The following is a 14976-nucleotide window of genomic DNA, read 5'->3' as shown; positions in this document are numbered from 1 at the left end:
TACAGCCCTTTGTACAAGATGACCGCTATGTGACTAAATTCACATAGTGTGGATAGTTTCCATGAATGAAATGATGAACTTCGACGAACCCCACGATTTCACTGCTGCCGGCACGCCCGTGCTCACCGTTTCCGCGCTCAACCAGGCGGTGGCGCGGCTGCTCGAACGCTCGTTTCCCCTGACCTGGATCGCCGGCGAGATTTCCAATTTCACCCGCGCCAGTTCCGGCCACTGGTACTTCACGCTCAAGGACAACGCTGCGCAGGTGCGCGCGGTGATGTTCCGGGGCCGCGCCCAGTACGCCAACTTCACCCCGCGCGAAGGCGACAAGGTCGAGGTGCGCGCGCTGGTCACGCTGTACGGCGCCCGCGGCGATTACCAGATCAACGTGGAGGCGATCCGTCGCGCCGGGGTCGGCACGCTGTTCGAGGCGTTTTTGCTTTTGAAGCAGAAGCTCGATGCAGCCGGCCTGTTCCACCCCGACCGCAAGCGTGCGCTGCCCATGTTTCCGCGCACGGTGGGCATCGTCACCAGTCCGCAGGCCGCTGCGCTGCGCGATGTGCTGACCGCCCTGCGCCGCCGCGCGCCGCACGTCAACGTGGTGCTCTACCCCACCCCGGTGCAGGGCCAGCTGGCCGCGCAAAAAATCGCCGCTGCCATCGACACGGCCTCGCTGCGCAACGACTGCGACGTATTGATCGTGTGCCGCGGCGGCGGCAGCATCGAGGATTTATGGTCGTTCAACGACGAGGACGTGGCGTACGCGGTGGCCAACTGCCGCATGCCGGTGATCTCGGGCGTGGGCCACGAGACCGATTTCACGATTTGCGATTTTGCCGCCGACCTGCGCGCGGCCACGCCCACGGCGGCGGCCGAACTGGCGGTCACGCCGCGCGCCGACTGGCTGGCCTCGCTGCGCACCGACGCCACCGACCTGCGCCGCGCCATGCGCCGCGCGCTGTCGGAATCGACGCAAACGCTGGACGGCTACACGCGGCGCCTGCTCAACCCCAACGCCCAGATCCGCCAGCAGCGCCTCAAGTTGCTGGCGCTATCGACCGCGATGATGCACGCCAACCGCGCGCCGCTCACGCGCGCGCGCCACCAGCTCGACCGCCTGGGCGAACGGATGGCCGCCTGCACGCCCGACACCCGCGCCGCGCGCTCGTCGCTGGCCGCACTGCGCCACCGCGCGGCCATCGGCATGGCGCGCACGGTGCAGCAGCGCCGCGCGGCACTGGCGGCGTTGTCGTCGCAACTGGAGTTGTTGAATCCGCAGAGGACGCTCGAGCGCGGCTATGCGATCGTCACCGACGAGGCGGGGGCAGTGGTACGCTCGCCAGGACAGATCGTGGCGGGAGGTGCGCTGGGGGTGCGAGTGGCCGAGGGGGCGGCTGTCGTTGAGGTGGCGGCGGTTCGCTAATCCGTCGACAGCATCGCCGACATGCCGATCAGCACCGGGTATTTTTCCGTCATCACGTACGTCGGAATATGCGCCAGGTAGTCCGAAAACCTGCCCTTCTGCTCGAACCGCGCGCGGAACCCCGAGCGTTCGAAAAACGCGCTCATTTGCAGCACCGTGCGGCCGCCGATATAGATGCCGCCCTTGGCGCCGAGGGTGAGCGCCACGTTGCCGGCCACCGTGCCGAGCATTTCGCAGAACGCCTCGAGCGTCTCTTCGCACACCGGGCACAGCCTGTGCAGGCCGCGTTCGACGATTTCCTGCGTGGTCAGGATCTGCGGCTCGATGCGCGCCCGTTCGCACAGCGCCCGGTACACCAGCCCCAGGCCGATGCCCGACACCAGCCGCTCGCTCGAGACGTGCTCGTGGTGGCGGCGCGCGTAGCGCAGGATGTCGATTTCACGCTCGTTCATCGGCGCGAACGTGGTGTGGCCGCCTTCGCTGTCGATGGCCAGCCAGCGCTCGCCTACCGGCACCAGGTACGACACGCCCAGGCCCGCGTCCGCGCCGACCAGGCCGATCACGGCGCCGTCGCGCGGCGCGCCGCCGCCCACCTGGTGCTTGTTTTCCGGCGCCAGGTGCGGCAGCGCGGACGCCAGCGCGCGCAGGTCGTTGACCACCACCAGCGACTTCAGGCTGAATTGCGAACACACGGCCTCGATCGAAAACGACCAGTGGTGGTTGGTCATGGTGACCCAGTCGCCGTCGATCGGGTTGGCAATCGCGATGCCGGCGTAGCGCGCCTGGTAGCCGCCCGCCGCCACCGTGGCCGGCTGCGACAGGTACGCCACCAGCGCTGCGCCCAGGGTGGGATACGCGGCGCAGTCGGCCACCCAGACCGCGTCGATCTGCTGCGGTGCGGTTTCCACTGCAAAGCTGGCGCTGCTGCCGCCGATGTCGGCCAGCAGGCGCGGGCCACTGGTGCCGTGGGAAAAATTCGAATCCATGTCTCTGACCTCTGATTATTTTTGTTGTACGCTGAGCCAAGCCCTGGCTGAACCTGGGCTGAACATCTGCCGGCGATTATAAGTGAAGGCCCTAAATATGGTACTCTTCGCTGAAAAGGTTTTCATAATACTTCGTCAAGGATTGCACGTTGCCAGATCATTCCCCCTCCTCCGGCCCATCGACATTAATGGACGTCGCCCGCCTGGCGGGGGTATCACCGAGTACCGTCTCGCGCATCCTCAACGGCACCGCCAAGGTGTCCGACGACAAGCGCCTGGCCGTGCTGGCCGCTATCGACAAGGTCAGCTTCGCACCGAACCAGATGGCGCAAGGGCTCAAAAAGGGCCGCTCGCTCACCATCGGCATCGTGGTGCAGGATATTTCGTCACCGTTCTTCGATGAAACGCTGCGCGGCATCGACGACGGCCTGAAAGGCACCGGCTACGCATCGGTCATCGTCAGCGGCCACTGGAACGCGGAAGAGGAAGCGGACCGCGTGCGGCTGCTGCTGGCGCGCAAGGTCGATGGCATCATCCTGCTGTCGGGCCGCATTTCCGACGAGGCCGTGCTGGGATTTTCCAGCCAGCGACCGATCGTCTCCACCGGCCGCGCGCTGCACACCCGCACGGCGCTGGGTTTCAAAACCGACAACGAATACGGCGCCTGGCTGGCCGTGCGCCACCTGGTCGAACTGGGCCATCGCCGCATCGCCTTCATTTCCGGCCCGACCAACAACCACGATGCCGACGAGCGCCTGGCCGGCTACCGCCGCGCGCTGGCAGAGTCGCAGATCGACATCGACCCCGCGCTGGTGGTGGAAGGCAATTACCACGAGGCAAGCGGCATGATGGCCATGAACCGCCTGTTCGACACCCACCAGCAATTTACCGCCGTGTTTGCGGCCAACGACCTGAGCGCCTACGGCGCGCGCCTGGCCCTGTACCGCAAGGGCATCCGCGTGCCCGACGATATCTCCCTGGTCGGCTTCGATGACCTGCCCGGCTCGTCGTACACGACGCCGCCGCTGACCACCGTGCGCCAGCCGATGTACGACATGGGCCGCATCGCCACCCAGGCGCTGCTGCGCCTGATCAATGGCGACACCGTGCAGGGCGAGATCCCGCCTGTCGAGTTGGTGGTGAGAGAAACCACGCGCCGCGTACGCTGAGATCAAATTGATCCCACACGTCAAACGGGGCCATTTTGGCAGCCAAGCGGCATCCCCCGTACAATAATGACGTTTCGCCAAAAACCACCTGGTTTCTGATAAACCCCATCCCATAAAGGAAGCTCCATGGAACATACCCTGCCACCTCTGCCATATGCCATCGACGCCCTGGCGCCACATATCTCGCAAGAAACGCTGGAATACCACTACGGCAAGCACCATCAGACCTATGTGACCAACCTGAACAACCTGATCAAGGGTACCGAGTTCGAAAACCTGTCGCTGGAAGAAATCATCAAGAAATCGTCGGGCGGCGTCTTCAACAATTCGGCACAAGTGTGGAACCACACCTTCTACTGGAACAGCCTGACCCCGGGCGGTAAAGCCGTGAGCGGCGCGCTGGCCGACGCCATCAACGCCAAGTGGGGTTCGTTCGACAAGTTCAAGGAAGAATTCACCAAGTCGGCCGTGGGCAACTTCGGTTCGAGCTGGACCTGGCTGGTGAAAAAGGCTGACGGTTCGCTCGACATCGTCAACACCTCGAACGCCGCCACCCCACTGACCACCGATGCCAAAGCACTCATCACCTGCGACCTGTGGGAACACGCTTACTACATCGACTACCGCAACGTGCGTCCTAAATACCTGGAAACCTTCTTCGCGCTGGCGAACTGGGACTTCGCAGCCGCTAACTTCAACTGAATGTAGCCGGCTCATAGAAAAGCCCGAACCCTGCAAAGGGTTCGGGCTTTTTTACGTCCGTTAAAACTTAAGGACGCGCAGTGGGTACGCCACCGGTGCGGCGGCCCAGTTCCTCGCCGCCTTCGATATCGCCCTTCACTTCGGTATCGCTGTCGCCGCGGCTGTCGTCGGGCTCGGCTTCGACGCCGAGGTGGTCGTCGGGCACGCTGCCATCTTCATCGAGCGGCACCGGGTCGCGGAAGTCGCCATCAACCAGGCGCTCCGAGGTGGGCATCGCTTCGACGTGGTCGAAGCCGACATCGCCGGCTTGCAGCGTTTGCGAACCGACATCGATGCGCTCGCCGGTGCCTTGCGAATCGGTGTCGCTGTCGAGCGCCAGGTCGTGGTCGTTGGCCACATCGCTGCCGCTGTCGGAGTTGTCGCTCGGTCCGAGGCCACGGGTGCCGTGTCCGCTGCCCAGGCTGCGGTCGTTACCTCCGAGGATGTAGTCCGGGTCCAGGGTGCTGTCTGCCATGATCTGCTCCTTCAACTGTAAAACACCATTGCACCACTGGCGACGCCCACGCTCGGTGCGCACACGCTCATACCACCCCACTTCGGCGCCGATTAGTGCAGCGCTATCGTGCCGATAGGAATTCTTTACTTTACAAATGTACTATTCAGAGATATAGTTACATTCATCAACAACATCACTCACCAGGAGCCATCATGAGCACCACCACCAAAGACCTGCTGCGCGCTGCCGCCACCGTCGTCTTCGCAATTGCCGCCACTGCCACCACCGTCACCAGCGCCTTCGCTGCCGAAGCTGCCACCGGCACCACCGCGGTTGCCGCCAAGGCCGACCAGCCGCACCAGCTCACCCGCGCCGAAGTCCAGGCGCAAGTGATCGAAGCGCGCAAGAACGGCACGCTGCTCGAAACCGAGGCCGACTTCGATGTGGCCCAGACCCGCAAACAAGTCGCCCGCTAAGCAGTGGTCTTTGCCATGACATTGCCCTTCCGCCCACCGGCCCGCCCCCTCGCTACAGCATTGCTGGCGGGTGCGCTGGCGGTGCTGGCCGGGTGCGCGGACATGGGCAAGATCGAGCCGCAGGCAGTCGCCATCAAGCCGTTGGAACTCAATGCTGGCAAGGCGATTGCCGACGCCGGCGCCGACGTGGCCTGGCCTGCGCAAGCCTGGTGGCAAGCGCTGCACGACGACCAGTTGAACGCGCTGGTGGCCACCGCGATTGCCGGCAGTCCCAACCTGCGCGCTGCCGAAGCGCGTGTGCGCCAGGCCGAGTCGCTCGCTGGCGTGGCCCGTGCCGCCACCCTGCCGAAAATGGATGCGTCGGCCAGCATCGACCGCGAACTCTATACGGGCAACGGCGCCATTCCCGCCGCGCTGGCCGGCAAGACCGCGTGGAAGAACACGGCCATGCTGTCGGGCTCGTATGACCTCGACCTGTGGGGCCGCAACCGCGACCTGCTGGCCGCCGCGCTCGACGACGTGCGCATGGCCTCGGCCGAAGCGCAGATGGCGCGCCTGACGCTGGAAACGGCAATCGTGCGCGCCTACATCCAGCTGTCGCTCGACTACACGCTGCAAGACAGCGTGGCCGAGAACCTGGCACAGCGCCACCGCATTCTCGAGATCACCCGTCAGCGCCGCGCGGCGGGACTGGCGACCGAACTGGAAGTGGCCAACATCGAAACAACGCTGCCAGCTGGCAAGCGCGAGCATGAGCAGATCGGCGCCTCGATCGCCCTGCTGCGCAACCAGCTGGCAGCCCTGATCGGCAAAGGACCGGGCGACGGCGAAACGATCGCCCGGCCGACGCTGACCCTGCAAGACGGCAATGAAGCGCGCGTGCCTGCCACATTGCCTGCCGAACTCGTTGGTCGCCGGCCCGATATCGTGGCCCAGCGCTGGCGCGTGGAAGCGGCCGGTGCGCGCATCAACAGCGCCAAGGCCGACTTTTATCCGAACGTAAACCTGGCGGCGTTTGTCGGTTTGCAGTCGCTGGGCTTCCCGCGTTTTTTGGAAAGCCATGCCAAGATGGCCGGCGTCACGCCAGCGATCAGTCTGCCGATCTTCGAGGGCGGCCGCCTGCGCAGCCAGCTCGGCAACCAGACTGCGCTGTACGACGTGGCCGTCGAGCAGTACAACGGCGTGGTGATCCAGGCCATGTCGGACGTGGCCAACGCACTGGTGCGGATCGAATCGGTCAAGCAGCAAGACCAACTGGCGCAGCAGGCCCTGGCGTCGGCGCGGCGCCAGCAGCAGCTGGCAGAACGGGCCTATCAAGCCGGCATGACCGACTCGCTCAACGTCATCAATGCACAGCTGACTTTGCTTAACGAGCAGCAGCAGATGGCGCAAGTGGCAAGCAAACAACTCGATAACTATGCATTGCTGATGACAGCACTGGGTGGAGGGGTAAAACTGGATTGAACCCCAGTTTCTGATAGTACAATCGTCCTTTTAAGATGAGCAGAGGAGCAAGGCAATGAGTAGTAGTTTCGACGCGACCAACAAGCGCCTGAAAAACATCCATGCCCGCATCCCCGAGTTTCCAGAGGATCTCATGCGGCTGCTGCGCATGACCTATCACGTCCAGAAGCGCATCAAGGACTTGAGCAACGCCGCCTTGCGCAAGCACGACCTGGTGGACACCAGCTACATGGTGCTGGCGGTGTTGTACGGATCGGAGAACGAAACCTCCACCGCTTCCACGCTGGGAGAAGCCTGCATGGAGAAACCGGCCAACCTCACGCGCGTGTGCAACGACCTGGAAAAACAGGGCCTGATCTCGCGCGGTAACCGGCCCGGCGACCGGCGCTGCGTGATGATCACGCTCACCGACGCCGGCCGCGCCATGGCCGAAAAAGTCATGCCCGAAGTCTGGGGCACCACCACGCGGGCGTACGACGGCTATGGTGCCGCCGATATCGCCGCACTGGAAACGCTGCTCGCAAGGCAGCTCGACAACCTGGAAACACTCACTTAGGCAAACCAATATGACCTCTCCCCGCGCCGCCACTCCTGACACACACCAGAACGCGGCGCGGGGAGCGTTGCACTGGATCGCCAGCGAAACCTCGGCCTGGTTCGGCGTCGAAGGTCCGCGCCTGATGTACGTCGCCAAGGCCATGCTGGCCGCCTTCACCGCGCTGTGGCTGGCGTTTCGCCTCGAACTCGATTCCCCGTTTACGGCCCTGGCCACCACCATCATCCTGGCCCTGCCCAGCAGCGGCATGGTGCTGGAAAAAGCCTTCAATCGCCTGCTCGGCACGCTGGTCGGCTGTACCGCCTCGGTAATCCTGGTGGCGCTGTTTCCGCAGTCGCCGGCGCTGCTGTTCATCGGCGTGGCGCTGTGGATCGCGCTGTGCACCGGCGGCGCGGCCATGCACCGCAACCAGCGTTCGTACAGTTTTGTGCTGGCCGGCTATACCGCCTGCATGATCGCCGTGCCCGCCATCGACAATCCCGGCCACGTGTTTACGCTGGCCGTCACGCGACTGACCGAAGTAGGATTGGGCATCATCGTCGCCACCGTGGTGCACGACGTGATCTTCCCCCGCCGCCACTCGCAGACCGTGATGCGCACCGTGCAGGCGCGCTACACCAGCTTCATCGGCTTTTGCCAGAAGGTGCTCGAGCACCGCCTGTCGCCGGCCGAAACCGAGATCAACCACCTGAAGTTCGCCGCCGATATCGCCGCGCTCGAATCGGGCCGCGCTGCAGCGTACTTCGAAGCCGGCCACGCCAGCGCGCACACGCGCCAGCTGCACGCGTTCAACGCCGCCTTCATGGACGTGCTCACCACGTTCTACACGCTGCACCGCCTGATTCACCGCCTGCGCGCCAATGCCTCCGTGCCGGTCCTGGCCCTGGTCGAACCGATCCACGCCAGCATGGCAGAGGCGCTGAAGGACGACCTGACCGCCGCCCGCATGGCGCAAATGCGCACCGGCCTGGCGGCCGACATCGAGGCCGCCCGCAAGCAGGCCGAGCCGCTGGAGCGCACGCAACGGATCGATTTCGACACGGCCGTCGAACTGCTGCAACGCTTCGCGCGCGACCTCGGCGAATTCGCTGCCCTGTACCACGGGCTGGCCGACGACAAGCGCCAGCAGGTAAGCGACCCGGTGGCCTACACGCCACGCACACCGCCGGCCATCGTGCTGGCGTCGGGCTTTCGCGCGGCCGTTACGCTGCTGGTTGCCGCCGGCGCCTGGTACTGGCTGGCCTGGCCCGGCATGGGCAACGTGATCCTGATGGCGACGATTTTCTGCGCGCTGGCGTCGTCCTCGCCGCGCCCCACCGCGATGGTGCGCCAGGTGCTGATCGGCTTCCTGTTCGCCGTGCCGCTGTGCTTTCTCACCGAGTTCTGGCTGGTGGCGCGCGCCGACGATTTCGCACCCATGGTGCTGGCCACGCTGCCGATCTTCGCGCTGGGCGCCTACATCACCACCATCCAGAAATGGGCCGGCATCGGCATCGGCCTGGGCCTGTTCCCGGCCACCCTGCTCGTGCCCAGCAACCAGATGCACTACGACGTCGAATCGTTTCTGTCGAGCGAACTGTCGCTGGTGATGGGCGTGGTGGTGGCGTACGTGATGTTCGCGGTGGTGCTGCCCGAGCATACGATGGGCCAGCGCGACCACGTGGCCGCCGCCCTGTGGCGCGAAGCGCGCAGCGCCTGCACGGCAAAACTGGGACGCCTGAAACGCCGTTTCGACAACCGTGTGCGCGACCTGCTGAGCCAACTGAACGCGGCCTCCGGCCCGGCGCCGGGCGACGCCGCCCGCGCCGTGGTGCGCCAGGGCTTGACCTTGCTGGAACTGGGCCACGCGGTGATCGAACTGCGCCAGCTGATCGCCGCCTCGCAGCCGGGCCCGGTGCGCCACAGCCTGCAGCAGGTGGTGGCGGCGGTGGCCGACTACCTGCACACGCCGCAGCGCGGCCAGGGCCAGCTGGCATTGGCGGCCATCCTGCAAGCGGGATCGGCCATCCGCGCGGTATTGCCCGACGCCGCACCAGAGCGCTTGCCGGCACTCAACACCGCGCTGGCCGACCTGCATTCCATTTACACGTCCTTGCTGGACCAGATTTCAACAGGAGAAACCCGCCATGCCGCGTGATATCAATTTTTTTGGCGTGCTGCTGCCCGGCGTGCTGCCGCTGTTTTTGCTGACGCTGCTGTTGCAGGTCGCGCTCGACAGTGTACTCAACCGCGTGGGCGCCTACCGCCATAGCTGGCATCCGGCGCTGGTGCGCGTGTGCCTGTTCGTCTGCATCTTCAGCGCCCTGCTGATCACCCTTTATCAATAAGTTCAATAACCTCTGCGAGATCAAAACGTGAGCGCATCCAAAATCTTCCGCTTCTTCCTTACCCTGCTGTTGCTGGGCGCCGCCCTGTTCCTGGGCCGCATGGCCTGGGACCGCTACATGGATTCCGCCTGGACCCGCGACGGTCGCGTCAAGGCCGACGTGGTCACCATCAGCGCCGACGTGGCGGGTACCGTCACCGAGGTGCTGGTGCGCGATAACCAGTTCGTCCACAAGGGCGACGTGCTGTTCGTGGTGGACAAGGCGCGCTATGAAAACACGCTGGCGCAGGCCAGCGCCGCGCTGCGCGCGCAGCAGGTGGAAAAAGGCCGTCGCACCAAGGAGGCCAACCGCCGCGCCGCGCTCGACGCGTCGATCATCTCGGCCGAAAACCGCGAGACAGCGCAGTTTGCAGTCGGCACCGCGTCGGCGCAGTACCAGGCAGCACTGGCCGCACGCGACATGGCCGCGCTCAACGTCGAGCGCACCACCGTGCGCGCGCCGGTCACCGGCTACGTGACCAACCTCAATGTGCACGCCGGCGACTTCGCCGCCGTGGGCGCGTCGAAGCTGGCGGTGATCGACAGCGCCTCGTTCTACGTGGTGGGGTATTTTGAAGAGACCAAGCTGCCGCTGTTGAAACTGAACGACGAGGTCGAGATGCACCTGATGAGCGGCGACACCGCGCTGCACGGCCACATCGAAAGCATCGCGCGCGGCATCACCGACCGCGACGCCAACCTGGGCCGCGAACTGCTGGCCGACGTCAACCCCACCTTCAGCTGGGTAAGGCTGGCGCAGCGGGTGCCGGTGCGCATCCATATCGACCAGCAGCCGAAAGACCTGACACTGGTGGCAGGCACCACCTGCACGGTGGTGATCCACCACACGTAGAAAAGCCCGCTGGCGCGGGCTCGGGCAACTGATTACACCTCGGGAGAGGTATGCGTGAGCGCGTAGTGCAGGTGCTGCCACCAGTGCTCGCGCGAGTCGACCATGCGCAGGCACTTCTTGTCGAGCTCGGTGGTAAACACCTTGTCCTGGCACTGCTTGGTCATCAGCGCATGGCGCTGGTTTTCGGCATTGACCAGCGCCACCGACAACCACACCACCAACCCGAGCAGCACGACTGCTGCGGTCCAGGCGATATGGTTGATATAGGAAAACTCGTACAGGTTTTCGACGGCCGGTGACGATTCTTTATAGATATGCATCACCTTGCCTTCGGCAGCCTTGCGTTCCTTGCTGATTTCTTTCATCACTGATCCCATCGTATCGATCTGCACCCGCGCGTCGCGGACTTGCCACGACGCGAGGTTACCACTGTTTGGCTTATCGGCTGCTTAAAAGTCGTAGCGCGCCGAGAGTTTCAGCTGGCGGCCATCGGCGGTGTAAATGCCGCCGTTGCCGAACACGCAGTTGAACGCCTGCGAGGTGTAGCGCTTGTCGGTCAGGTTCTGGCCCGACAGCGCCAGCTCCCATGGTCCGAACTTGCGCGCGTAGCGGGCATCAAGCGTGGTGTACGACGCGATCTTGCTCGAGCAGCTGTTGGCATAATCGTCGCCGTAACGCTGGTCGTCCACCCACTGCACGCCGATGTCGGCGCTCTGGCCGCTGGCCGGCATCCAGCTCAGGCGCGCGGTCACGGTGTTTTCCGGCACCAGCGCGATCTGCTTGCCGCTATTGGCGCCAGCGCGGAACTTGGCGTCGACATACTGGTAATGGGCGCTCACGCTCCAGTCGGAGGCAATGCGCTGCTCGGCATCGAGCTCGAAGCCCTGGCGCTTGGTCGGGTCGAGATTGGCGTTGGCGCCGAACGGCGCCACGGTCGGATCGTAGAAGATTTCGTCAGTCAGGTTGCTGCGGAAAATGCGCGCGGTGGCCTTGCTGCCGGCGCCCATGGCATAGGTGGCGCCCAGTTCCAGGTCCTTCGATTTTTGCGGACGCAGCACCTGGTTGACCACCGGCGTGCCGGCGTTGTCATCGGCGTTGGCCAGGCGATAGCTCTGCCCGGCCTTGCCGAACACGGTCAGGCCGCTCACCGGCATGTAGCTCAGCTGCACTTCCCAGGCGTTCACGCCCTGGGTGGTGTCGTAGCCGGTGGTGGCAAAGCCCTGCGGATCGCGGAAGGTCTTGTCGAACAGCTCGCGGCGCACGCCGGCCGAGATGCGGCCTTCGTGTACCGGGTCGTAACGCAGCTCGTCGCGGATGTAGATGGCTTTCGATTTCTGCTGCGCGTCGGCGGCGGAAAAACTGGCGGTGGTGGTGCGGTCCCACTTGGTGAAGTCGGCGCCGAACACCAGTTCATTGACCATGCCGCCCACCGCGCCAAGCTTGCGCACGCGCGGCGAGAATTGCCATTGCTTGGTGTCGTAGCTGCTGGCCGATGGTCCGAATTGCGAGACGTACAGCGCATCGACGGTCTTCTTGCGGTACGACAGTTCGGCGGCGACGTCGTGGCCAGCCACGCGGTATTCGCCAAACGCCGTCAGGCGGTCGCTGTCGAGCGAGCCGTAGTCGTCGGGCGACGAGGTCTGGCGCGGGTTGGCGTTGTACTGGGCTTCGGTCAGCGCGCCCGGCAGACGCGAGTCCTGGCGCGCGCCTTCGTAGCGCACGCCCACGCGGCCGGCGTCGTTGTGCCATTGCAGGCCGCCGCTCAACTGGGTTTGCTTGAAGTCGTTGTTGTCGCGGTAGTTGTCGGTGCGCTGGTGGCCGGCGCTCACGTCAGCCGAAAAATCGGACCACGACTGCGCCATGCTGGCACGCGCTTCGCCGGCATTGAAGCTGCCGCCTTCAACGAAAACCGTGCCGCTGCCGGCGCGCTGGCTCGGGCGCTTGGTGACGATGTTGATCACGCCACCGGTGGCGCCGTCGCCGTACAACACGCTGGCGCCGCCGCGCGTGATCTCGATGCGCTCGACGCTGTCGATCGGGATGGTCGACAGGATGGCGTTGGCTTGCTCATTCTCGGACAGGCGCACGCCGTCAACCACGATCACCATGTTCTGGGCGCTGTTGGCGCCGAAGCCGCGCAGGTCGAGGCCGAAGTCCGGGCTGCCGGTGAGGCTCTGGCGGCCGTACACGCCGCCGATCTTGCGGATCGCGGCGTTGACATCACCGGCGCCGGCGCGGCGGATCTCGTCGGCCGTGATCACGGTGGCGCCTATCGGCGCGAGCGATGCATCGGCCTCGAAACGGGCGCCGGTGACCACTACCGGCGCCAGCGCCTGGGTGACCTGCGCCAGGGCGGCGGGAGCGATGAAGCAGAGGGAAACGGCGGCTGCCAGCAGGCGCGGACGAAGGGAAATGGACATGGGATCGATAGCCAGTAAAACGGGAAGGCGCATATTATACGCGTGATATTTTTTGAATCGAAACGATCTACTTTTTCGCTATTGCCACTCAGGGTGCGCATCCCTATATTGGTTGATTGGATCACACCGGAGCTTTGCCATGACCACCACCGCGAACACCGCCTTGCCCACCTACTTCCTGTCCCACGGCGGCGGCCCGTGGCCGTTCATGATGGACCAGGTAGGCCACCTGTACCAGCAGCTCGACGCCGCGCTGCGCGACATTCCGCGCCAGATCAAAGGCAAACCGCGCGCGGTGCTGGTGATTACCGCGCACTGGGAGGGACGCGACTTCCTGCTGTCGTCGTCGGCCAGGCCGCCGATGATTTACGACTACGGGGGCTTCCCCGCGCACACGTACCAGGTGCAATACCCTGCCCCCGGTTCGCCCGAACTGGCCGCGCGCGTGCAGGCGCTGTTGCAGGCCGGCGGTCACCCGGCGTCGCTCGACGACGGGCGCGGGTTCGACCACGGCACCTTCAGCGCCATGGTGCCGGTGTTTCCGGATGCGGACGTGCCGATCGTCCAGCTCTCCCTCAAGCACGGACTCGACGCGCGCACCCACATCGAAGCGGGCCGCCTGCTGTGGCCCTTGCGCGACGAAGGTGTGCTGATCGTGGGCAGCGGCCTCAGTTACCACAACCTGCGCGCATTCAACGCCCAGGGCGCGGCAGCGTCGCACGCCTTCGACGGCTGGCTGCGCGCGGCGATGGCGCTGCCTGCTGCAGAGCGCACGCAGGCCTTGCTGGAATGGGACCAGGCGCCGGGGGCGCGCATGGCCCATCCCCGGGAGGAGCATTTGCTGCCGTTGATGGTGGTGCTGGGCGCGGCCGAGCAGGATGTGGCCACCGTGCCGTATCACGAAGATGCGTTCATGGGGGCGCTGGCGGTGAGCAGCTTCAGGTTCGGCTAATAACGGCAGCTCCGTCATCCTCGCGCACGCGGGGATCCATGGAACGGTGGAATCGTGCGCGCGCTTGCTCGGGTCCACAAAGCTCACACGGGTTATGGATCCCCGCGTTCGCGAGGATGACGGCTGCGCGTTCAGTGGCCGGTTTGGTGCGTGCGGGTTGCCTACGTCCCGCGCTTGCCATTGGCCGCATTGCGCGCCTTTTCGGCTGCTGCCGCCGCCTTCTCGGCGTTCCTGATCGCCATCTCCGCCTCGTGCGCCGCCAGGCGCTCGGCGCGCGACGCCGGGGTTTCCAGCGAAATGCGTCCCAAAATGCCGCTGCGGTAGTCACCCAGGAAGGTATGCGACGCTTTTTCGAAATCGAAGTCGCCGCCCTTCTGGCGGAAACCGCGCTTGGCCGCGATGCCTTCCACCACGGCGATGCCGTCGAAAGTCTCGATCTCCTTGAAGCCGTAGCGCGCCACCAGCAAATCCGGGTAGTAGCGCAGCATTTCGTCGGCCAGGTACACCGCCACTTCCTCTTCGATCAGGGCGTTGGAGCCAATCGCGTGGCTGGCAGCGAGCATCAGGCCGTCGGTGGGCAGCGCGATCTTGGGCCACAACATGCCCGGGGTATCGACCAGGATGGTGTTCTTGTCGAGGTAGAGCTTTTGCTGCTGCTTGGTCACGGCCGGCTCGTCGCCCACCTTGGCCACGCGTTTTTTCAGCAGCGCGTTCATCAGCGTCGATTTACCGACGTTGGGGATGCCCATGATCATGATGCGCAGCGGCTTGGTCGGCACGCTGCGATGCGGCGCCAGCCTGCGCGCCAGGTCGAGCACGCGCGCCACGTCGGCCGGCTTCTTGGTCGTCATCGGGTAGGCGGTCACACCGTCCTGGGCGTTGTAGAAGTCGGCCCACTGGGACGTGGCGACCGGGTCGGCCAGGTCGATCTTGTTGAGGATTTTCAGGCACGGCCGCTGGCGGAACTTGCGCAGCTCGTCCACCATGGGGTTGGTGCTGGCCTCGGGCAGGCGCGCATCGACCACCTCGATCACCAGATCGATGTTTTCCATTTGCTCGGCCGCCTTCTTCTTGGCGGCGTTCATATGCCCCGGGTACCATTGTATCGACATGC

At 64.9% G+C, this 14976-nt stretch carries 15 protein-coding genes; 10 read left to right on the top strand and 5 right to left on the bottom strand.

The features are described from left to right. The first annotated feature begins 73 nt into the window (after positions 1-73). Positions 74-1423 (top strand): exodeoxyribonuclease VII large subunit, encoded by a 1350-nt coding sequence (gene xseA / locus DUPY_RS16130; RefSeq protein WP_070249437.1) that lies wholly within the window; start codon positions 74-76, stop codon positions 1421-1423. Here xseA and glk read toward each other — a convergent pair. After that, positions 1420-2409 (bottom strand): glucokinase, encoded by a 990-nt coding sequence (gene glk, locus DUPY_RS16125; RefSeq protein ID WP_070249417.1) that lies wholly within the window; start codon positions 2407-2409, stop codon positions 1420-1422. The genes xseA and glk overlap by 4 nt on opposite strands. A 188-nt stretch (positions 2410-2597) precedes the next feature. Here glk and DUPY_RS16120 point away from each other — a divergent pair, with 188 nt between their 5' ends. Together DUPY_RS16120 and sodB are read left to right on the top strand one after the other, a co-directional pair. Further along, the gene (locus tag DUPY_RS16120; protein ID WP_070249416.1) at positions 2598-3578 is read left to right on the top strand and encodes a LacI family DNA-binding transcriptional regulator; all 981 of its coding nucleotides are present in this window, start codon (positions 2598-2600) and stop codon (positions 3576-3578) included. Positions 3579-3704: 126 nt separating this feature from the next. Beyond that, a complete protein-coding gene (gene sodB / locus DUPY_RS16115; RefSeq protein WP_070249415.1) occupies positions 3705-4280 on the top strand; it encodes a superoxide dismutase [Fe] in 576 nt (191 codons plus the stop codon). A gap of 67 nt (positions 4281-4347) precedes the next feature. On the opposite strand, the gene DUPY_RS28915 is transcribed toward sodB, so the two are convergent. Next, a complete protein-coding gene (locus DUPY_RS28915) occupies positions 4348-4794 on the bottom strand; it encodes a hypothetical protein (protein ID WP_229255394.1) in 447 nt (148 codons plus the stop codon). Positions 4795-4988: 194 nt separating this feature from the next. Between DUPY_RS28915 and DUPY_RS16105 the strand changes: the two genes are divergently transcribed. Genes DUPY_RS16105 through DUPY_RS16080 form a run of 6 tightly spaced genes read left to right on the top strand, consistent with a single transcriptional unit; the run spans position 4989 to position 10490 of the window. Further along, positions 4989-5252: a hypothetical protein gene (locus tag DUPY_RS16105; RefSeq protein WP_070249413.1), complete on the top strand. Its 264-nt coding sequence runs from the start codon at positions 4989-4991 to the stop codon at positions 5250-5252. A 15-nt stretch (positions 5253-5267) separates the two neighbouring features. Beyond that, positions 5268-6716: an efflux transporter outer membrane subunit gene (locus DUPY_RS16100; RefSeq protein ID WP_070249412.1), complete on the top strand. Its 1449-nt coding sequence runs from the start codon at positions 5268-5270 to the stop codon at positions 6714-6716. Positions 6717-6771: 55 nt separating this feature from the next. After that, on the top strand, positions 6772-7272 hold the full coding sequence (locus DUPY_RS16095) for a MarR family winged helix-turn-helix transcriptional regulator (protein ID WP_070249411.1): 501 nt from the start codon (positions 6772-6774) through the stop codon (positions 7270-7272). 10 nt (positions 7273-7282) lie between these two features. Further along, positions 7283-9409 carry an FUSC family protein gene (locus DUPY_RS16090; protein ID WP_070249410.1) on the top strand — a complete coding sequence of 709 codons (2127 nt, stop codon included), beginning with the start codon at positions 7283-7285 and terminating at the stop codon, positions 9407-9409. After that, a complete protein-coding gene (locus DUPY_RS16085) occupies positions 9399-9599 on the top strand; it encodes a DUF1656 domain-containing protein (RefSeq protein WP_070249409.1) in 201 nt (66 codons plus the stop codon). The genes DUPY_RS16090 and DUPY_RS16085 overlap by 11 nt, the downstream gene beginning before the upstream one ends. Positions 9600-9626: 27 nt before the next feature. Continuing rightward, complete coding sequence (locus tag DUPY_RS16080; protein ID WP_070249408.1) at positions 9627-10490, top strand: efflux RND transporter periplasmic adaptor subunit; 864 nt, start codon at positions 9627-9629, stop codon at positions 10488-10490. A 32-nt stretch (positions 10491-10522) separates the two neighbouring features. Here DUPY_RS16080 and DUPY_RS16075 read toward each other — a convergent pair whose 3' ends face one another. Together DUPY_RS16075 and DUPY_RS16070 are read right to left on the bottom strand one after the other, a co-directional pair. Continuing rightward, positions 10523-10855 carry a hypothetical protein gene (locus DUPY_RS16075; protein WP_070249407.1) on the bottom strand — a complete coding sequence of 111 codons (333 nt, stop codon included), beginning with the start codon at positions 10853-10855 and terminating at the stop codon, positions 10523-10525. Between the two features lie 84 nt (positions 10856-10939). Further along, positions 10940-12910 (bottom strand): TonB-dependent receptor, encoded by a 1971-nt coding sequence (locus DUPY_RS16070; RefSeq protein WP_071651655.1) that lies wholly within the window; start codon positions 12908-12910, stop codon positions 10940-10942. Between the two features lie 139 nt (positions 12911-13049). On the opposite strand from DUPY_RS16070, the gene DUPY_RS16065 reads away from it, so the two are divergent. Continuing rightward, a complete protein-coding gene (locus tag DUPY_RS16065) occupies positions 13050-13862 on the top strand; it encodes a DODA-type extradiol aromatic ring-opening family dioxygenase (RefSeq protein WP_070249405.1) in 813 nt (270 codons plus the stop codon). A 161-nt stretch (positions 13863-14023) separates the two neighbouring features. On the opposite strand, the gene ylqF is transcribed toward DUPY_RS16065, so the two are convergent. Further along, the gene (gene ylqF, locus DUPY_RS16060; RefSeq protein ID WP_070249404.1) at positions 14024-14947 is read right to left on the bottom strand and encodes a ribosome biogenesis GTPase YlqF; all 924 of its coding nucleotides are present in this window, start codon (positions 14945-14947) and stop codon (positions 14024-14026) included. Positions 14948-14976: the final 29 nt, after the last annotated feature.

It is taken from the genome of Duganella phyllosphaerae, from assembly GCF_001758785.1.
In the GTDB taxonomy this organism is placed as follows: domain Bacteria; phylum Pseudomonadota; class Gammaproteobacteria; order Burkholderiales; family Burkholderiaceae_D; genus Rugamonas; species Rugamonas phyllosphaerae.
This window is presented reverse-complemented; position numbering and strand designations above follow the sequence as displayed.